Annotated in this window: 16 protein-coding genes and 1 pseudogene; 11 read left to right on the top strand and 6 right to left on the bottom strand. The window is 75.7% G+C overall.

Annotated elements, in window-relative coordinates; all coding sequences use genetic code 11:
• Nucleotides 1–17: 17 nt before the first annotated feature.
• The 5 genes from recC (at nt 18) to REH70_RS18625 (ending at nt 9,004) form a co-directional block, all read left to right on the top strand.
• Nucleotides 18–2,429: an exodeoxyribonuclease V subunit gamma gene (recC, locus tag REH70_RS18605; RefSeq protein WP_310754413.1), complete on the top strand. Its 2,412-nt coding sequence runs from the start codon at nt 18–20 to the stop codon at nt 2,427–2,429.
• Nucleotides 2,426–5,626, top strand: a complete 3,201-nt coding sequence (locus tag REH70_RS18610) for a UvrD-helicase domain-containing protein (RefSeq protein ID WP_310749643.1) — start codon at nt 2,426–2,428, stop codon at nt 5,624–5,626. The genes recC and REH70_RS18610 overlap by 4 nt, the downstream gene beginning before the upstream one ends.
• Nucleotides 5,512–5,991, top strand: coding sequence for a PD-(D/E)XK nuclease family protein (locus tag REH70_RS18615; protein WP_310754415.1), 480 nt, complete (start codon nt 5,512–5,514; stop codon nt 5,989–5,991). Before REH70_RS18610 ends, REH70_RS18615 begins: the two co-directional genes overlap by 115 nt.
• Nucleotides 5,988–8,123, top strand: a complete 2,136-nt coding sequence (locus REH70_RS18620) for an AAA family ATPase (protein ID WP_310749645.1) — start codon at nt 5,988–5,990, stop codon at nt 8,121–8,123. The genes REH70_RS18615 and REH70_RS18620 overlap by 4 nt, the downstream gene beginning before the upstream one ends.
• A gap of 95 nt (nt 8,124–8,218) precedes the next feature.
• Nucleotides 8,219–9,004: a hypothetical protein gene (locus tag REH70_RS18625; protein WP_310749647.1), complete on the top strand. Its 786-nt coding sequence runs from the start codon at nt 8,219–8,221 to the stop codon at nt 9,002–9,004.
• 238 nt (nt 9,005–9,242) lie between these two features.
• Here the strand turns inward: REH70_RS18625 and REH70_RS18630 are convergent, their stop codons facing one another.
• Nucleotides 9,243–10,055 carry a response regulator transcription factor gene (locus REH70_RS18630; RefSeq protein WP_310749649.1) on the bottom strand — a complete coding sequence of 271 codons (813 nt, stop codon included), beginning with the start codon at nt 10,053–10,055 and terminating at the stop codon, nt 9,243–9,245.
• Entirely contained in the window at nt 10,052–11,200 is a 1,149-nt protein-coding gene (locus REH70_RS18635) for a histidine kinase (protein ID WP_310749651.1), read from the bottom strand. The genes REH70_RS18630 and REH70_RS18635 overlap by 4 nt, the downstream gene beginning before the upstream one ends.
• 130 nt (nt 11,201–11,330) lie before the next feature.
• On the opposite strand from REH70_RS18635, the gene REH70_RS18640 reads away from it, so the two are divergent.
• Both REH70_RS18640 and REH70_RS18645 read left to right on the top strand, forming a co-directional pair.
• Nucleotides 11,331–12,050, top strand: coding sequence for an ABC transporter ATP-binding protein (locus REH70_RS18640; RefSeq protein WP_310749654.1), 720 nt, complete (start codon nt 11,331–11,333; stop codon nt 12,048–12,050).
• Complete coding sequence (locus tag REH70_RS18645; RefSeq protein WP_310749656.1) at nt 12,047–12,955, top strand: ABC transporter permease; 909 nt, start codon at nt 12,047–12,049, stop codon at nt 12,953–12,955. The genes REH70_RS18640 and REH70_RS18645 overlap by 4 nt, the downstream gene beginning before the upstream one ends.
• Nucleotides 12,956–13,099: 144 nt before the next feature.
• Here REH70_RS18645 and mscL read toward each other — a convergent pair whose 3' ends face one another.
• The 3 genes from mscL to REH70_RS18660 all read right to left on the bottom strand — a co-directional run bounded on the left by mscL (nt 13,100) and on the right by REH70_RS18660 (nt 14,974).
• Complete coding sequence (mscL, locus tag REH70_RS18650; protein ID WP_310749658.1) at nt 13,100–13,492, bottom strand: large conductance mechanosensitive channel protein MscL; 393 nt, start codon at nt 13,490–13,492, stop codon at nt 13,100–13,102.
• A gap of 98 nt (nt 13,493–13,590) precedes the next feature.
• Nucleotides 13,591–14,400, bottom strand: coding sequence for a DUF4440 domain-containing protein (locus REH70_RS18655; protein WP_310749660.1), 810 nt, complete (start codon nt 14,398–14,400; stop codon nt 13,591–13,593).
• Between the two features lie 133 nt (nt 14,401–14,533).
• On the bottom strand, nt 14,534–14,974 hold the full coding sequence (locus tag REH70_RS18660) for a hypothetical protein (RefSeq protein WP_310749662.1): 441 nt from the start codon (nt 14,972–14,974) through the stop codon (nt 14,534–14,536).
• Between the two features lie 204 nt (nt 14,975–15,178).
• Here REH70_RS18660 and REH70_RS18665 point away from each other — a divergent pair, with 204 nt between their 5' ends.
• Nucleotides 15,179–15,682 carry a hypothetical protein gene (locus REH70_RS18665; RefSeq protein WP_310749664.1) on the top strand — a complete coding sequence of 168 codons (504 nt, stop codon included), beginning with the start codon at nt 15,179–15,181 and terminating at the stop codon, nt 15,680–15,682.
• A 47-nt stretch (nt 15,683–15,729) separates the two neighbouring features.
• Here REH70_RS18665 and REH70_RS18670 read toward each other — a convergent pair whose 3' ends face one another.
• Complete coding sequence (locus tag REH70_RS18670; protein WP_310749665.1) at nt 15,730–16,203, bottom strand: hypothetical protein; 474 nt, start codon at nt 16,201–16,203, stop codon at nt 15,730–15,732.
• 250 nt (nt 16,204–16,453) lie between these two features.
• On the opposite strand from REH70_RS18670, the gene REH70_RS18675 reads away from it, so the two are divergent.
• From REH70_RS18675 to REH70_RS18685, 3 genes and pseudogenes are all read left to right on the top strand, one after another.
• Complete coding sequence (locus REH70_RS18675) at nt 16,454–17,314, top strand: HNH endonuclease family protein (RefSeq protein ID WP_310749667.1); 861 nt, start codon at nt 16,454–16,456, stop codon at nt 17,312–17,314.
• A gap of 27 nt (nt 17,315–17,341) precedes the next feature.
• On the top strand, nt 17,342–17,653 hold the full coding sequence (locus REH70_RS18680) for a hypothetical protein (RefSeq protein WP_310749669.1): 312 nt from the start codon (nt 17,342–17,344) through the stop codon (nt 17,651–17,653).
• A gap of 84 nt (nt 17,654–17,737) precedes the next feature.
• Nucleotides 17,738–19,119: pseudogene (locus tag REH70_RS18685) on the top strand (multidrug effflux MFS transporter).
• The last annotated feature ends 23 nt before the right edge of the window (nt 19,120–19,142 follow it).

A 19,142-nucleotide genomic window follows, 5' to 3' on the forward strand; every position in this document is an offset into this window, starting at 1 on the left:
GCGCCCTGCAGCGCCGGCTGCGCGACGACGCCCCGGACGCGCCCCCGCAGGTCCCCGCGCACGTCCTGGCGCCGGGTGACCGGAGCGTGCAGGTGCACGCCTGCCACGGGCGGTCCCGGCAGGTCGAGGTGCTGCGCGAGGTGCTCATCGGCCTGTTCGACGCCGAGCCCACGCTCGAGCCCCGCGACGTCATCGTGCTGTGCCCGGACATCGAGGCGGTCGCACCGCTCGTCGCCGCGACGTTCGGCCTCGCACCCGACGACGCCGGTCCGCACGAGGTCCACCCGGGCCACTCCCTGCGCGTCCGGCTCGCCGACCGCTCCCTGCGCCAGACCAACCCGCTGCTGTCGCTGGTCAGCCGACTGCTGGAGATCGCCGACGGCCGCGTCACCGCGTCCGACGTCGTCGACCTCGTCGGCAGCGAGCCGGTGCGTCGTCGGTTCCGCCTCGGGGACGAGGACGTCGACCGGATCCGCGAGTGGGCGGTCGAGTCCGGCGCCCGGTGGGGCGAGGACCGCGCGCGGCGGGAGCGGTTCGGCGTCGGGCACGTCGCGCAGGGCACCTGGGAGACGTCGCTCGACCGCATCCTGCTCGGCGCCGCGATGGCGGAGGAGGACCAGCGCTACGTCGGGTCCGCACTGCCGCTCGACGACGTCGACAGCACGGACATCGCGCTCGCCGGGCGCCTCGCCGAGGTGGTGGACCGGCTCACGGTCGTCCTGGGGTCCCTCGACGGCACCGGACCCGCCGCGCGCTGGTTCGACGCCCTGGACCGGGCGCTCGACCTGCTCGGCGGCACGGCACCGGCAGACCTGTGGCAGGAGGTCGAGGCCCGCGCCGTGCTCGACGAGGCGCGCCGCGGGGCCGCCGCGGCCGGCGGTGACCCCGACCTGCGGCTGCCGGACGTCCGCGCGCTGCTGTCCCGTCGGCTGCGCGGCCGCCCGACCCGCGCGGGCTTCCGCACCGGCGCCCTGACGATGTGCTCGCTCGAGCCGATGCGCGCGGTCCCGCACCGGGTCGTCGTGCTGCTCGGCATGGACGACGGCGCCTTCCCGCGCGGCTCCCGGGCGGACGGCGACGACATCCTGCTGCGGGACCCGCTGGTCGGCGAGCGGGACCGCCGCACCGAGGACCGGCAGCTGTTCCTCGACGCGGTGACCGCGGCGACCGGGCACCTCGTGGTCCTGTACTCCGGCGCCGACGAGCGCACCGGCGCGTCCCGGCCGCCGGCCGTCCCGGTCGGTGAGCTGCTCGACGCCCTCGACGGGGCCGCGACCACAGCCGATGGCGACCCGGCCCGGCACCGGGTGCTCGTCCGGCACCCGCTGCAGACCGTCGACGAGCGCAACTTCACCGCCGGTGCCCTCGGGGCGCCGGGACCGTTCAGCTACGACGCCGTCGCGCACCGCGCCGCCCTCGCGGGCCGGGGCGACCGCACCGCTCCGGGTGCGTTCCTGGCTGCGCCGCTCGGACCGCCGGACCCGGCCATGCTCGCCGACCTGGACCTCGACGAGCTGGTCCGCGACCTCGAGCACCCCGTCCGGGCGTTCCTGCGCCGTCGGCTCGGTCTGTCCCTGCCCGCCGAGGCGCAGGACGTCGACGACCACCTGCCGCTCACCGTGGACGGGCTCGGACAGTGGGTCGTCGGTGACCGGCTGCTCGCGGCGGCGCTCGCCGGCGTCGACCTGGACCGCGCCCGTGGCGCGGAGCTGCGACGAGGCGCGCTGCCGCCGCTGCGGCTCGGCGGGGCGCTGCTGGACGACCTGCGCGGGCGGGTCGAGCCCATCGCCGAGACGGCACGACGGCACACGTCCGCACCGGCCCGCACGCTGGACGTCACCGTGCCGCTGCCGGACGGGCGCGAGGTGACCGGAACGGTCGCGGGCGTGCACGGCGACGTCCTGGTCCGCGCCGTGTACTCCAAGCTCGCCGCGAAGCACCGGCTGCGCGCGTGGGTCCAGCTCCTCGCGGTCACCGCGGCGAGCGGCACCCGCGCCCACTCCGCCGTGACGGTGGGGCGGTCGCCGAGCACCCGGGCGCTGGCCGCGATCGCCACGATGACGGCCCCGGCACCCGATGAGGCGCTCGAGCACCTCGCCGAGCTCGTGGCGCTGCGCGACGCCGCCCTGAGCGAGCCCCTGCCGCTGCCGTCCGCCGCGGGCTGCGCGTACGCCCGCGCCCGGGACGCGGGTGACCTGCCCGAGCAGGCCCTGCTCACGGCGGACCGTGAGTTCCGCGGCTCGTACGAGAACCTCGACGACCATCACCGGTACGTCTGGGGTGACGACGTGTCCCTGGGCCTGCTGCTCGCGGCCGACCCGGTGGGGCGCGAGGGCGGGTGGTGGCCTGACGAGGGCACCCGGTTCGGCGTCCTCGCCCGGCGGGTGTGGCAGCCGCTGATCGCCCACGAGCGGACGGAGACGGTATGAGCGCGGCGTTCGACACAGGCGCGGTGCTCGGCACAGGCGCGGTGTCCGACACGAGCGCGGTGCTCGACGCGAGCGCGGTGTTCGACGTCTGCGGCCCGCTGCCCACCGGGACGACCGTGCTCGAGGCGAGCGCCGGGACCGGCAAGACCTTCACGATCGCGGCGCTCGCCACCCGGTACGTCGCCGAAGGTGTCGCCGAGCTGTCCGAGCTGCTGCTCGTGACCTTCGGGCGCGCGGCGACGTCCGAGCTCCGCGACCGGGTCCGGGAGCGGCTCGTGGCCACCGAACGCGCGCTGCACGACCCGGCCGCGGCGTCGTCGGGCGACGCGCTCGTCCGGCACCTCGCGACCGGTGACGACGCCGTCCGCCAAGAGCGTCGGCGTCGCCTCACCCGCGCCCTCGCCCAGTTCGACGCCGCCACCATCACGACGACGCACGGGTTCTGCCAGGGGATGCTCGGCGCGCTGGGCACGGCCGGCGACGTCGACCCGGACGCGGACCTCGTCCCGGACATCGCCGACCTCGTCGACGAGGTCATCGACGACCTGTACCTGCGCGGGTACGCCGCGCACGCCCAGCCCGTCCTGGGCATCGGGGACGCCCGACGGACCGCGCGGGCGGCGGTGTCCGACCACGACGCGGGCCTGCGCCCCGACGACGCCGACCCGGCCACCCCCGCGTCGCACCACCAGCGGTTCGCCGCCGCGGTCCGCGCCGAGCTCGTGCGCCGCAAGCGCGCCCGCCGCGTCCTGGACTACGACGACCTGCTCGTCCTGCTGCGCGACGCGCTCGTGCACCCGGTGACCGGCCCCGCCGCGGTCGACCGGGTCCGGTCCCGCTACCGGGTCGTCATGGTCGACGAGTTCCAGGACACCGATCCCGTGCAGTGGGAGATCCTGCGCACCGCCTTCCACGGCCACCGCACGCTCGTGCTCATCGGCGACCCCAAGCAGGCGATCTACGCGTTCCGCGGCGCCGACGTCGTCACCTACCTGCGCGCACGGGACGAGGCCGGCACGGTGCGGACGCTCGGCCGCAACTGGCGCAGCGACGAGCCGGTCCTCACCGGGCTCTCCGCCGTCCTGGGCGGTGCGGCGCTCGGCGACCCGCGGATCGTCGTCCGCCCGGTCGACGCCGAGCACACCGGGCGCCGGCTCGACGGCGCGCCGCCGGTCCGGCTGCGGCAGGTCACCCGGGCATCGTTCGGGCTCAAGGGGGTCAAGAACCCGAAGGTCGGCGAGGTGCGGGCGCTCGTGTACGCCGACGTCGCGGCCGAGATCGTGGCGTCGCTCGCGACCACGCGGCTGCGGGACACCGCCGACGGCGGGGACGGGTGGCGCCCGCTGCGCCCCGGTGACATCGCGGTGCTGACGCGCCGCAACGCCGACGCCTCCGCCATCCGCGCGGCGCTCGCCGCGGCGGGCGTCCCCGCCGTCGAGTCGGGCGTCTCGAGCGTCTTCACGACCCCCGCGGCGCGGCACTGGCTCGCGCTGCTCACCGCGCTGGCGCAGCCCGGGCACGCCGGGCGGGCTGCCGCGGCTGCCCTGACCGCCTTCGTCGGGTGGGACGCCCGGGGGCTCGCCGAGGCGTCCGGTCCCCGGCGCGACGAGCTCGCGGACCGGCTGCGGACCTGGGCGCACGTGCTCGACGACCGCGGTGTCGCCGCGCTGCTGGAGATGGCGAGCGCCGAGGGCCTGACGGAGCGGCTCCTGCGGAAGAGCACCGGGGAGCGCACGCTCACCGACCTGCGGCACATCGGCCAGGCGCTGCACGGGGCGGCCGTCGCGGAGCGGCTCGGGACGGTCGCGCTCACCGAGTGGCTGCGCACCCGGATCACCGAGGCCGAGCAGGACTACGCCGAGGAGCGCAGCCGCCGGTTGGAGACCGACGCCGCCGCGGTCCAGGTGGTGACGGTGCACGCCAGCAAGGGCCTGGAGTTCCCGGTGGTCCACGTCCCGTTCGCGTGGGACCGCTACGTCGAGAAGACCCCGCCCCTGCTGCGCTACCACGACGACGAGGGCGCCCGGCTGCTGCACGTCGGAGGCCCCGGGTCGCCGGGGTACGACGACGCCCGCGCGCGGCACGCCGCCGAGGAGCTCGGCGAGGACCTGCGCCTGGCCTACGTCGCCCTGACCCGCGCGAGCTCGCAGGTCGTCGCCTGGTGGGCGCCCTCGACCAACAGCGCGGCGGGCCCGTTGACCCGCTTGCTGCTCGGCGGGCACGGGCCCGGCGGGGAGCCGCCGGCGACGGTCCGGCTGCCCGACGACGACGCGGTGGCTGCGGCGCTCGGCGCGCTCGAGGCGAGGTCCGCGGGGGCGGTCGTGCACGAGGTCGTCGCGAGCCCGGTCGTGCCGGCGCGGTGGACGCCACCCGCCACCGACCGTGCCGAGCTCGTCGTGGGCCGGCTCGGTCGGCGTCCGGACCCGGTCTGGCGGCGGACGTCGTACTCGGGTCTCACGGCCGCCGCGCACGAGGCGGCCATGGCGTCGGTCGCCAGCGAGCCGGAGCTCACCGGCATCCAGGACGAGCCCGGCCCGGTCGCCGGGTCTGCCACGGTCGCGGGGCCGACCCCGGGGTCTGGTTCGGGAGGGCGGTCCGAGTCGGCGCCGGGGTCTGAGTCGGGGCTGGGCGCGAGGGCCGGGTCAGCGGCGGCAGCAGGCCCGAGCCGCGCGGCAGCGGTCCCGGGCGCCGCGGCGGAGGCGGCATCCGCCGACGACGCGCTGCGGGCGATCCCGTCACCGATGAGCGGACTCCCCGGGGGCACGGCGTTCGGCACGCTGGTCCACGAGGTGCTCGAGCACGTCGACACCGCCACCGGCGACCTGCCGGCGGAGCTGCGGCGGCACTGCCGTGACGCGGCGCTGACCCGCGGGCTCGGCGTCGACCCCGATGCCCTCGCCGCCGCGCTGGCGCCCGTCATGGCCACCCCCTCGGCAGGCTCGCCGGTGACCGGACGCTCGGTGACGTCGCTCCGGCGGACCGGCTGGCGGAGCTCGAGTTCGAGCTGCCGCTCGCCGGTGGGGACGAACCGCGACGGGGCGCCGCGACGCTGCGCGCCATGGCCGACCTCCTGCGCCGCCACCTGGCCGCCGACGACCCGTTCGCCCCGTACGCCGACCGGCTCGCCGGTCGCGGCATGCCGACCGAGCCGCTGCGCGGCTACCTCACCGGGTCGATCGACGCCGTCCTGCGTCTGACCGTCGACGGCGACGTGCGGTACGTCGTCGTCGACTACAAGACCAACCGCCTCGCACCGCCGAGCGAGCCGGTGACGGCCTGGCACTACCGTCCCGCGGCGATGACCGCGGCGATGATCGACGCCCACTACCCCCTGCAGCTGCTGCTGTACTCCGTCGCGCTGCACCGCTTCCTGCGCTGGCGCCTGCCCGGGTACGACCCCGACCGACACCTGGGCGGCGGCCTGTACCTGTTCGTGCGCGGGATGGTCGGGCCCGCCACACCGGTCGCCGACGGCATGCCGTGCGGCGTGATGACGTGGCGCCCGCCGACGGCGCTCGTGGTCGAGCTGTCGGCGCTGATCGATGCCGGAGGACCCCGATGACCGCACCGATCCCTCCGGCCGGCACCGCGATCGCCCCGAGCACCGGGGGCACCGGCGGCCCAGGGAGCGCCGGGAGCACCGCAGGTGCGGGCCCCCTCGACGCCCGGCTGGCCGTCCGCGCGCGCGGACTGCTCGCCACCGCCAACGCAGCCGGTGTGCTCGATGCGGCCGACGTGCACGTCGCCCAGCGGCTCGGGCGGCTGACCGGTGAGGCGGACGAGCGGGTCCTGCTCGCGGTGGCCCTGGCGGTCCGCGGCGTCCGCGCCGGCTCGGTGTGCGTGGACCTGGCCGACGCGCAGCGGCTCGCAGTCGCGGACGCCGCCGACGACGACGGCGGCACGGACGACGAGTCACCCGCGACCCAGGCGACACAGGTCTCGGTCGAGACGGTCCCCTGGCCGCCGCTCGACGCGTGGACCGCCGCGATCGAGGCGAGCCCGCTGGTCGCGGTCGGGGTCGACGGACCGGCCGACCGCCCGGTGCGGTGGGTCGGCGGCCGGCTGTACCTCGACCGCTACTGGCGTGACGAGCAGCTCGTGCGCCGCGAGGTCGACGCACGCCTGACCGCCGACCCGTTCGCGGTGGACCCCGGCACGCTCGCCGCCGTGGTGCGGCGGCACCTGCCGGATGCCCCGCGACCGGAGGTCTCTACGGATGCCGGCACCCCGGTCGACCACAGCCGGCAGCGCGTCGCCGCAGCGGCGGCCGTGCTGGGCCGACTCACCGTCCTGACCGGTGGCCCGGGCACCGGCAAGACGACGACGATCGCCCGGCTCCTCGCCGTCCTGCAGGAGGTGTCCGGGCCGGGGCTGCGGATCGCGCTCGCCGCGCCGACCGGGAAGGCCGCCGCCCGGCTGCAGGAGGCGGTGCGCGACGTGGTGCGCGGCATGGACGCCGCTGACCGCGAGCGCGTCGGCGAGCCGACCGCGACGACGATCCACCGGCTCCTCGGCTGGCGTCCGGGGTCCGCGACCCGGTTCCGGCACGACGCCGGTCACCGCCTCCCGCACGACGTCGTCGTCGTCGACGAGACGTCGATGGTGTCCCTGCCGCTCATGGCCCGGCTCCTCGAGGCGTTGCGGCCGGGCGCGCGGCTGGTCCTCGTCGGCGACCCCGACCAGCTCGCGTCGGTCGAGGCCGGCGCCGTCCTGGGTGACCTCGTGCGACGGCCGCCCGTCGCCGACGGGCTCCCGCAGCGCGTGCGGGCCGTCCTCGGGGACGACGTGCCGACCGGGCCCGACGACGTCGCCGCGCTGCGCAACGGCGTCGTCCGCCTGACCGAGACCTTCCGCTACGGCGTGGAGCTGGGCCGGCTGGCCGAGGCGATGCGCCGCGGTGACGTGGACGGGACCCTGGCCGAGCTCCGCGCCGGGTCGGGCTCGGTCGTCTGGGTCGAGACCGGTGACCACCTCACGGATGCGGACGTGGCAGCCGTCCGCGCCGACGTCGTCAGGACCGGGGCTGCCCTCACGGCCGCGGCCACGGCCGGGGACGCGACCGCCGCGCTCCACGCCCTCGAGGACCACCGGCTCCTGCTCGCGCACCGTCGGGGGCCGGCCGGCGTCGCAAAGTGGGCGGGTGTCTCGGGGGCGTGGGCGGCCGAGGGCGGATCCCATCCGGCGGCCGGGTCCGCCGCCGGGTCTGCCGCCGGGTCCGGCGCCGGGTCGCACGGCGATGAGGCGCACGGGCCGTGGGCGCTGGGCGTGCCGCTGCTGGTGACCACGAACGACCGGGACACCGGTCTGTACAACGGGGACACCGGCGTCGTGATCGCGGACGGCGCCGGCGGCACGGTCGTGGCGTTCGGCGACCCCCGCGACCCGCAGCTCGTGCGTCCGCACCGGCTGCCCACGGTGCAGCCGGTGCACGCGATGACGATCCACCGTGGGCAGGGCAGTCAGTTCCGCCGGGTGTCGGTCGTCCTGCCGCCGGAGACGTCGCCGCTGCTCACCCGCGAGCTGCTCTACACGGCGGTGACCCGTGCCCGTGAGCTCGTGCGGGTGGTCGGCAGCGAGGCCGCCGTCCGCGCCGCCGTCGGGCGTCCGATCCGGCGAGCGAGCGGGCTGCAGGAACCCGTCCCCACCGGTCCCGACGCGGGGCGCGGGCCGGTGGCTCCGCCGACGACCGGCTGACCAGCGGGCCGGCTGACCGGCTGACCGGCTGACCGGCTGACCGGCTGACCGAGGGCGGTACCTGTCCACCTGGGCACGTGTCTACCCTCGGGAGGATGCCGGACGAGAAGCCGCCGCAACGGTGGGACCTGTCGGTCCACGGTCGGCGGCACCGCGTCGAGGTCGTCAGCGGATCCGTCTCCCGGACGATCACCTGGCACGTCGACGGCCGGCTGGTCGCCACCCGGCGGTCCGCCGACGAGCACGTCCGCCTCAAGCCGGGTGACGGGCTCGACGACGAGTCGGGCGCCGACGACGAGCCCGCGGCCGACCCCGAGGCCGAGCCCGCGACGGACACCGGCACCGACACCGGAACCGACGTCGACGACCAGGCCCGGGCCGACGACCAGGCCGGCGCCACCGACCTCGGCGCCGTCGGGGTGCGGTTCACGACGTTCGGCCGGCCGCGGCGAGCCACCTGGTACGAGGCGGACGGCCGGATGAGCGCATCCGCGCGGGCGGCGATCGGCACCGGTGGGATCGACCTCGACCCCGAACCGGGCTCCCCGCGGCGCTCTGGGAGGAGCGGATCCGCCGGAACCCCCGACGTCACGCGGCCATCGCCGCGATCGGGGGCGTCGCCAAGGTCGTCCTCCCGCTGCTGCTGGGCCTGCTCGCGTTCCGGCTCGTCGTCGCCATCCCGTGGCCGGACTGGGAGCTGCCGTCGATCCCCTGGCCGCACGTCGACCTGCCGTCGATCCCGTGGCCCGACTGGGACCTCCCGTCCATCCCGTGGCCGGACATCGACCTGCCGGACGTCACCCTCCCGGCGTGGCTGCAGTGGGTGCTCGAGCACGCGCAGTACGTCGTCCCCGTCGTCGTCGCCCTGGTCCTCGCCCTGACGGAGATCCGACGCCGACGCCGTCAGGACGCCCTCCGGGCCCAGCTGGCGGCCGAGGCGCGGGCCCACGCCCAGCCAGGCGCCGCGACCGGCGGGGCGACACCGCCCGACACCGACGACCCAGGCCACGACGACCGCGCCGACACCACCCCCGATGAAGGCGGCCCGACCCCGCACCCCACGGGACCCCATCCGGACCCGAGGCCCGGCGGGGCGGGTTGACGGGGCCGCACGCCACCTCAGCGGTCGTCGGGCGACCGGCCCCGGTCCGATCGGCTCCCACCCGTTCGACGCTCGCCCGGTCCCCCCGGTCCTCCTGGTCCCCCCGATTCCCCCGGTCCCCCTGGTCCACCAGAACGGCTCGAACGTCCCGGACCGCCCGGACCGCGCTCCGCCGGCGGTGGGCCCGCGAGCAGCCCGAGGTCGAGCGCACGGAGCACCGCGCGGGTGCGGTCCCGCACGCCGAGCTTGAGGAGGACCGCGGTGACGTGGTTCTTCACCGTGCCCGGGGCCAGGTGCAGCGCCGACGCGATCTCGTTGTTGGAGTACCCGGCGGCGACCAGCCGGAGGATGTCGAGCTCGCGAGCCGTCAGGGGCTCCGCGCGGCCCAGCGCTCCGTCGGGGGCCGAGCGGCCCGCCGCCACCGCACGCAGCAGCCGGTCGGTCAGCGTGGGCTGGAGCATGGTGCCGCCCGCGGCGAGCGTGCTCACCGCCCCGAGCAGCTGGTCGAGGGTCACGTCCTTGAGCAGGTAGCCCCGGGCGCCGGCCCGCACCGCGCGCAGGACGAGCTCGTCGTCGTCGAAGGTCGTGAGGACCAGCACCGGCACGGCGTCGCCGCGCTCGCGCATCGCCTCGAGGGCCGCGATGCCGTCGCGGCGCGGCATGCGCAGGTCGAGCAGCAGGACGTCGACGTCGCCTCGGGCCACGATCGCGAGCGCGTCGTCACCGTCCTCACCCTCGGCCACCACCTCGATGTCGGCGCTGAGCGCCAGCAGGCTGCGGATGCCGTGCCGCACGAGCGTCTGGTCGTCGACGATCGCCACCCGGGTCATGGCGCCGGGATCCTCGCCGTGACCCCGAACCCGCGGCCCGCACCCGGGTCGAACGTGATGACACCACCGCGGTCCTCGACGCGCTCGACCATCCCGGTCAGCCCGTTGCCGAGCTCGAGCCGGTGCACGCCCTGCCCGTCGTCCCGCGCCTGGAGCGTGACGCCGTCGGCGTCGGCGACCACGCGGACGTCGAGCACCCGGGCACCGGCGTGCCGCAGCGCATTGGTGACGAGCTCCTGGACGCACCGCACGACGACGACGGCGTCCGCCCCGTCGACCGGGACGCGCTCGTCCACCTGCACCGACACGTCGAGGCCGGGTGCGGTACGGGCGACGTCGCGCAGCGCGGCCTCGAGCCCGTGCACCGCGGTGCGCAGGTCCCCGACGGTGGACCGGACGTCCCGCAGCAGGTCCTTGGCGATGCCACGGGCGCGGACCACGTGCTCGGCGCCGTCACCCGTCACCTGGTGCGAGGCCACCTCGAGCTCCAGGGCGAGCGCCGTGAGCCCGTGCCCGACGACGTCGTGCAGGTCGCGGGAGATGCGCAGCCGCTCGGTGTCGCGGCTCGAGGCGGCCAGGAGCGTCAGGGTGGCCCGCAGCTCGGCGTGCGCGGCCGCGAGCGCCGCGCGGCTCTCCGCCTCCCGCCGCGCCGTGAGCACGAGGAGCCCGGCGAACGCCTGGAACGACGCGTAGACGAGGGCCAGGAGGACGACGTCGGTCGTGGAGCGGCCGAGCATCGCGGTACCGATCGCGACCACGAGGGTCTGCACCGCGACGACCACGAGGAAGACGATGCGGTGGTGGACGAAGGCCACGGAGACGGCGCTGACCACGAACAGGACCGACGTCCAGCCGGCGTGGGGAGCCGCGAACCACACCGCGATCGCCGCGGCCACCTCGACCAGGGACAGCACCTCCGACCGCAACGCGGGGTGCCGGTGCGGAGCCGGAGGCAGCCCGAGCGGCACGAGGTCGGAGTCGAGGACGAAGACCGCGACGAACACCGCGTAGCCCACCCACCACGCAGCCGGCAGCGCCACCCCGGATCCGTCCGTCCACACCCCGACCAGCCCGGCGATCCCCACCACCAGGGTGGCGGCGAGCCCGGTGCCCGCGGCGAGCCGCTCGTCCGTGCGTGTGGGCATGCGCGCCACCCTACGAGCGGTCCCGCCCCGCACGACCGTGCCAGAGGTCATGACCACGATCGATGACCTCCGGCACCTGTCCCCCGACGTGGTCTCCCTAGCGTCGGAGGGGCACCGAAGGAGGCCACCGATGACCGTCATCGAGATGTCCGCAGTCACCAAGGAGTACGGCCAGGTCCGCGCCCTGGACGGGCTGGACCTGACCGTCCGGCGCGGCGAGATCGTCGCCCTGCTCGGCCCGAACGGCGCCGGGAAGACCACGACGTTCGAGCTCCTGCTCGACCTCGCCCGCCCGAGCGACGGTCGGGTCGAGGTGCTCGGCGGTCCGCCGTCGGCTGCCCGTGGCCGGGTCGGGGCGATGCTGCAGGGCGCCGGCCTGCCCGAGCAGGTCACCGTCCGCGAGCTCGTCCGGCTCGTCGGCCGGTCCTATCCGCGGGCGGTTCCCGTGGACGACGTCCTGGAGCGTGTGCGGCTCACGAGCCGGGCGACCCGGGCCGTCACCACGCTGTCCGGCGGCGAGCGTCAGCGCCTGCTGCTGGCGCTCGCTCTCGTCGGCGAGCCGGAGCTGCTGCTCCTCGACGAGCCGACCGCCGCCATGGACGTCGTGTCCCGTCGGTCCTTCTGGGCGCAGGCCCGCACCGCCGTCCGGCACGGGGCGACGATCCTGTTCGCGACGCACGACATGGCCGAGGCGGAGGCTGTCGCCGACCGCATCGTCGTCATCGCCGGCGGCCGCCTCATCGCCGACGGCGCACCCTCGGAGCTCGTCGGCGACGACGACCTCGAGGACGTCTTCCTCGCCCTGACGGAGGAGCTCTCCGCCGCGCACCCCGAAGGAGCGGTCCGATGACCACGCGCACGCCCCCGACCCACCTCGCGGCGCACCGAGGCGGTGCCGACGCCACGCGCGGGACGGCTGCCCGGACCGCCCCCGAGGACACCGGGGAGCGAGCGCGCCCCACCGGCGGCCGAGGCGGCCTGCTCGCCCTGCAGGTCGCCACGGAGGTGCGGGCCAACCTGCGCAGCCCCGAGTTCGCCGTCGGCGCCGTGGTGATCCCCGTGATCCTCTACGCGATGTTCGGCCTGACGAACGCCGCGAGCCTCCTGCCGGACGGCACCCGGATCGGGCTCGCCATGCTGGTGTCCCTGTCCTGCTACGGCGTCGTCACGCTCGCGATCGTGGTGTTCGGAGAGGACGTCGCCAAGGACCGCGGCCGGGGATGGCTGCGCACGCTCGCCGCGACACCGTTCCCGACGAGCATCTACCTCGCCGGAAAGGTCGGTGCGGCCCTCGTCCACGGGCTGCTGATCGTCGTCACCATGGCGGCGCTCGCCGCGACCGCGGGCGGTGTCCGGCTGGAGCTGAAGGAGTGGGCGCTCTTCGGCGGGACCATGCTCGCCGGTGTCGTGCTGTTCAGCCCGCTCGGCTTCGCGATCGCGTACCTGGTCCGGCCCAAGGTGGCGGTCGTCATCGCGAACGTGGTGTTCCTGCCGCTCGCGTTCGCGTCGGGGTTCTTCGTCCCGCTGTCCGAGCTCCCCGACCCGATCGGTGACATCGCCCCCGTCCTGCCGACCTACCACTTCGGCCAGCTCGCCTACCGGGCGCTCCTGCCCGCCGGCGACGTCGAGGCGTTCACCGGGGCTCCGCTGCAACCGGTGGCACTGCACGTGGCGTGGGTGCTCGGATCCGCGGTGCTCCTGGGCGCGGCAGCGCTCCTCGCTGCTCGCCGCGAGGCGGTGACCCGTCGTGGGTGACGCCGAGGAGCAGGGCGCGGTGCGGTCGGCGACGCACGGCCGACGCCCGCCGGCGACGGACGCGGGGACCTTCGGGGGTCGCCGCGTCCGTCGAGCTGTGCCGTCGGGCTGTGCCGTCGAGCTGTGCCGTCGGAACGTGCCGCGTCAGACGGTCCGGCGGGCGGCGAGCAGGTCGCGGATCTCCTGCAGCAGGAGGATGTCCTCGGCGGGCGCCTGGGGCTCCGGCTCGACGCCGGCCTTGCGGCGCTCCGCGAGCCGATTCATCGGCAGCACGATCGCGAAGTACACGGCCGCGGCGACGAGGAGGAAGTTGATGACCGCCCCGATGACCATCCCGATCGAGAACACGGCGTCGTTGACCTCGAACACGAGCGCCGAGTCCAGGTCGACGGTCCCGAAGACGGCCGCGACGAGCGGGTTGATGAATCCGTCGACCAGTGCGGAGATCACCGTGGCGAACGCGGCGCCGATGACGACGGCGACCGCGAGGTCGATCACGTTGCCGCGCATGATGAAGCTCTTGAAGCCGGCCAGCATCGCAGTGCCTTTCGCTGTGGGTGCGCGCCCGGGATCGGGCGCGCCACGAGCATGACAGCGCAGACCGGCTGCCCGGAACCACCGAGCGCCCCGCCGGGTCAGCCCGGCGTCTGCTGGTGGGACACCAGGCGCCACGTGCCGTGCTGTCGGACGTACAGGCTCGCGCACAGCGCCGCGTACTCCACGTCACCGCGGGTCGCCCGGGCCGCGTAGTGCACGAGGGCTGTGCCCGGTGCCGGCTCGAGGACGGTCACGTCCGACAGGCGGTGCGACGACCACGGCGGACCGCTCATCGACGCGATGACCTGCGCCCGGTCGGTGAGCACCAGGCCACCAGGCAGCAGCATGACGGCCGTCGCGGCGAGGACGGCGTCGTAGAAGGCCGTCGCCTCGGCGGGTCCGGTGGACAACGCCTCCCAGCCCGCTCGCTCCAGCGTGACGACGTCGACGTCGACGCTCGGGCCGGCGGCCGGTGTCACGTCACCGTGGGGTGCCGCCCGGTGGCCCCGAGGCGGCTCGACGAGGCCGAACGGTGATCCCTGGTCGTCCCGGCACATCGCGAACCGTCCGTGCGCGATGTCGGTCTCCCGCCCGTCCTCCGGCGATGGCTCCACACCCAGGTCCAGGTCCGGATCCGGGTCCGGGTCCGACGAGCCCTCCACCGTCCCACCGAGCCTCCGCACGGTCGCCGTCGCCGCGTCGAGGTCGTCGACCCTGAAGAACAGGGCCGGGGACGCGGCCGGGTCACCGGCGTGCAAGCCACCCGGGACGGTGGGCGTCCGGATCACCGCCCCGTCACCACCGGACGGACCAGGGCCGAAGGACCATCCGAAGAGCGCCCCGTAGAACGTCCGTGCCCGCCCGGCGTCCTCGACGCCGAGCTCGAAGAAGGCTGGCTCACCGGACACGTCGTCCCCTCCGCTCCACGCCACCGTGCTGCGGCGCCCACTGCGATGGTGGCCCCGAGGACGGTCCCGGGTCGAGGGCGGATCCGGGTCGAGGGCGGATCCGGGTCGAGGGCGGATCCGGGTCGAGGGCGGGTCAGGCGGGCTCGACCCACAGGTAGACGTCGAGGCCCTCGCGCGACGCACTGGTCACGAGCTCGACGAGGTCCGCGACGATCGGCTGGGCGACGCTTGCGTCGATCCCCATCTCCTCCGACGCCGCCCAGGCCGCTGCGACCTCGGCCAGCGCGTCGGGGTCCTCGGCCTTGCCCAGCTCGGCGAGGACCTCGCAGAGGAACGGCGGGAGCTCGAACAGCGACTCGTGGTCGAGGTCCACCTCCTCGAGCTCGAGGTCACCGGTCCCGAACCGGAGCGTGCTGGCGGCGATCTCCCCGAGCACCTCGAGCTCGAGCGTCGTGACGTCGCTCAGCTCCAGGTGCGGGACGTCCTCGGGTGCGTCACCACCGGCGTCGAGCGCCTCGGCCCGCGCCAGGGCGCCCTTGTGCTTGGTCGCGAAGATCTCGGACAGGACAGCCATGTCTGCTCCCGGCGGTCGGATCGCGCAGAGCCGGTCGGCCTCGCGGGCGGCAGCCTAGACCCGTCCGCGCCGCGGTCGCCGGTCGGGCGCTGCCCGGTTCCCGGGTCGCGCCGGCCGCCGGGGTCGACGGGCAGCGGGGGACGGCGACGCGCCCCCGGCCCGCCTCCGGGTGCGCACCGGGGAGGCGCGCCCGACGATGTCGGCATGACGCAGCCCGACCCCACCGAGGTCCTCGCCGGCGCACCGGCCCTGCCGTCCGACCCCGATCGGCCCGACCCCGCGCACGAGCCGCCGCCCGAGGTCGACGAGGCGACCGTCGTCGCGGTCGGCAAGGTCACCGCCGCTCTCGAGGTCGCCGACCACGCACGCGGCATGCTCTACGCGTTCCACCGCCTCATCGGCCGGGCGGACAACGAGCTGCAGGACGCCCTCGACCAGCTCGAGGACGCCGGCCACGGCGAGCTGGCCGACGCGGTGCGGGGTGAGCTCGTGGGGCGCAACGTCCTCGAGGGCCGCTGGTCGTTCCAGGTCGTGGAGGACTTCGACGACGGCTACTGGACCACCTTCCGGGAGTCCGAGCGCGTGGTCCGCGAGCGCCTGGTCGGTGGGCGACGCCACGTGTACGAGTCGACGATGAAGGAGCGCAACCGCACGCACGGGCGGCGCGGCCACGAGGCCACGCCGGGCGAGGCGACGTCGGGCAAATGAGGTCGGGCGAGTGAGGCCGGACGGCGCGACGTCGTCGGGCGCAGGCGTCAGGCGGCCGCGAGCAGGTCCACGCCCCACATCGCCAGCAGCCCGAAGGCGGCCCCCCACAGGATGATCGAGACCGTCTGCCACCCGATGACGAGCTTCTTCGGGGCGCCGAAGGACACCAGCGCCATCGAGGTGATCTGGCTGGGCAGCAGGGTCTGGCCCAGCAGGCTCACGCCGGCCACCCCGTACCGGTCGAACGCGCGCCGCACCTTCTGCTGCCGCGGCGTGGGCTCCGGGCGCGGCCGCCCCACCCGGCTGCGGACCCCGTCGGCGGCGAGCACCAGCACGAGCATCGAGACGACGTTGCCCACGACCGCGGCCAGGACGGCGACCGCCACCGGGAGACCGGCCAGCACGCCGATGACGGCACCGAGGTAGGACTCCACGAACGGGATCGCCCCGGCGAGCACCACTCCCAGCCACTGCAGCAGCGGCGGCAGCGAGGCGGTGACGTCCTGCAGGGTCTCGATCATGGCGGGCTGGTCCTCTCGGTCGTGGAGCGGCTCCGGCGTCGGTCCGCACGTCGATCCTCACCGCGGGCGGAGCCGGTCGGTAGGCCGGCGCGTCATCCACGGGTCAGGAGTTCGGCACGCCCCGGACGTGACATCTGTCATCCGCGGATCGCCGGGAGGGCCGACCCCCGACTGCCGGCGTGGCCGGGGCGCCCACCGGTCCGACCGACCGGGTCGGGCCGCGGGTGCGCGCGGTGGCACGCTCGTCCTCGTGCCGCCCGCCCCTCCTCGTCGTGCCCGACGCCGCGCCGTGTCGGTGGTCGTCTACCTGCTCTCCACCGCAGCGGTCGTGGTCGGAGTGCTGCTCGCATGGCCCGGTCTCACGTCCGGGGACTCCGGTCCCCGCTACCCCGTGACCGCGGCCGAGATCACCTCGGCCCGTGCAGCCCTCGACGCGCTCGAGGTCAAGGGCCGCGCGCCCCGCACCGGGTACGAGCGCGAGCTGTTCGGGCCGGCGTGGGCCGACGTCGACCGGAACGGGTGCGACACCCGCAACGACGTCCTGGCGCGCGACCTCGTCGTCCTCGAGGTGAGACCTGGAACCGGTGGCTGCGTCGTGCAGGCCGGGACGCTCCAGGACCCGTACAGCGGGCGGCCCGTCGACTTCGTCCGCGGCGCCGACACGAGCGCCGAGGTCCAGATCGACCACGTCGTCGCGCTGTCCGACGCGTGGCAGAAGGGAGCGCAGGCCTGGGATCCGGCGACCCGGGCGGCGTTCGCGAACGACCTCCGCAACCTGCTCGCCGTCGACGGCGACCTCAACCAGGCCAAGGGGGCCGGTGACGCGGCCACGTGGCTTCCACCGCACCGCCCGTTCCGGTGCCGGTACGTCATGCGGCAGGCGGAGGTGAAGGCCGCGTACGGGCTGTGGGTGACGGCGGCCGAGCGGGATGCGGTCGAGCGCGAGCTCGACCGGTGCGAGGTCGTCGAGCCACCGACGTCGGGGGTGGACGCTGAGACCCGACGCCGAGGCAAGACGCCGAGCGGACGCGGGCTGGACCGTGTGGCGGCGATCCGGTCGGCATGTTCCCCTCCCGCCCGTGGCGTCCGCGTGGTGCCCGGCCTAGCCTGAGGTCTCACGCCGACGAGGTGACCCGCGATGAGGTGGCTCCTTCTCCGGCTGCGGCGTCCCGCGCCGCCCCCGGACCCCTTCGAGGTCCTGCGGGTCCAGATGCGACTCGCGGTCCTCGCCGACGAGGTGCGCGCGCTCGAGCGCAGCGCCGACGTCTACGCGCGGGTGCACCACCTGCGCGCCACCGAGGCCGCCTACGACGCGATGCTCGTGGAAGCCTGCCGGCTCGCCGGCGTCCCCACCCAGGGTCCGCCGGGGCGGGTCTCGACCGTGGCGCAGGACCGGCACGAGCGGTTCCGCGAGGAGGTCGAGCTGGCCGCGCGCGGCTGGTCGTGGTGACCAACCGCCGGGACCACGCGTCCACGATCCGGACGATCCACGTCGTCGGGAAGAACTGAGCCCCCTGGCGCCGTTCCGCCCGGCATGCCCGCTCTCTCCGCGCCCACGCGGACCCGTCCTGACGCCCCCGCCCGCACGCGGATCGGCGCGGGCTTCATCCTGCTGCTCTCGGCCCTCACCGCCGTCGGACCGCTGACGTTCGACACCTACCTCGCGGCGTTCCCGGAGATCGCCGCGGACCTCGGTGCCGCACCGGCCACGGTGCAGCTCACGCTCACCGCCTCGCTCGCGGGACTGGCGCTGGGCCAGGTGCTCCTCGGGTCGCTGTCCGACACGTTCGGACGTCGGCGGCCCCTGCTCGGGGGCTGGCGGTCTACATCCTGGCGTCCGCGGGACTCGTCCTGGCGGACTCGATCGCCCTGTTCACCGTGCTGCGCTTCGTCCAGGGGTTCAGCGCGGCCGCCGGCATGGTGCTGTCGATGGCGATCCTGCGGGACAGCTTCGAGGGGATCGCCGTCTCCAAGGCGATGGCACGCCTCATGCTCGTCGTCGGGGTCGCTCCGGTCCTCGCGCCGACCCTCGGCGCCCAGCTCCTGCGATTCGGGTCGTGGCGGCTGATCTTCGGCTTCCTGACCGTCGTCGGTGTGCTGCTCATCGTGCTGGCCGCCGTCCGGCTGCGCGAGACGCTCCCCGTGGAGAAGCGCCGCACCGGCGGCACGTCCGCGGCGCTGCGGACCTACCGCGAGCTGCTGCTCGACCGCGGATTCCTCGGTCTGGCCCTGCTCTCGGCCGCGTACCTCGCGGCGCTGTTCACCTACGTCGCCGGCTCGACGTTCGTCTTCCAGGACCAGTTCGGGCTCGATGCCCAGCAGTTCGGGTACGTCTTCGCGGCTGGGGCGGTCGCCATCACGATCGCGAGCCAGGTGTACGGCGCGCTGGTCGGCCGGTTCCGGCCCGAGCAGATCCTCGTCGTCGCGGTCGCGGTGGGCGTCGTGCTCTCCGCAGCCCTGCTGGTCGTCGCGCAGGCGGGCGGCGGCCTCGTCCCGGTCACCGTCCTGCTCGTGCTGACCCTCGCCACCGTGGGCCTCGTCATGCCGTCCGCCCCGGCGATCGCGCTCAACGCGAACCCGCACCGCGCGGGCAGCGCCGCCGCGCTCCTCGGTGCGCTGCAGTTCGGGACCGGCGCCGTCGTCGCCCCGCTCACCGGTGTCATCGGCGGGTCCCCGGCCACCGCGATGGCCGCGGTGATGGCGGGGTCCATCCTCGTCAGCGCCGCGCTGCTCCTCGGCGTCTCCCGCGGCTGGCGTCGCACCGCGCGGGCCGAGGTGGTCGCGGCCTCCGCGCCGGCGACGTCGGCGTCGGCGTCGGCACCTGCGGCGTCCGCACCGGCGTCGACGTCGGCACCGGCGGCACCGGCGCCTGCGACGTCCGCACCGGCGTCCGCTGCCGAGGTGCCGGTGGCCTGACCCGGCCCCCGGACCCTCGCGGG

Origin of the sequence: Cellulomonas sp. ATA003, from assembly GCF_031582905.1 — a bacterium.
Classification (GTDB): Bacteria; Actinomycetota; Actinomycetes; order Actinomycetales; family Cellulomonadaceae; genus Pengzhenrongella.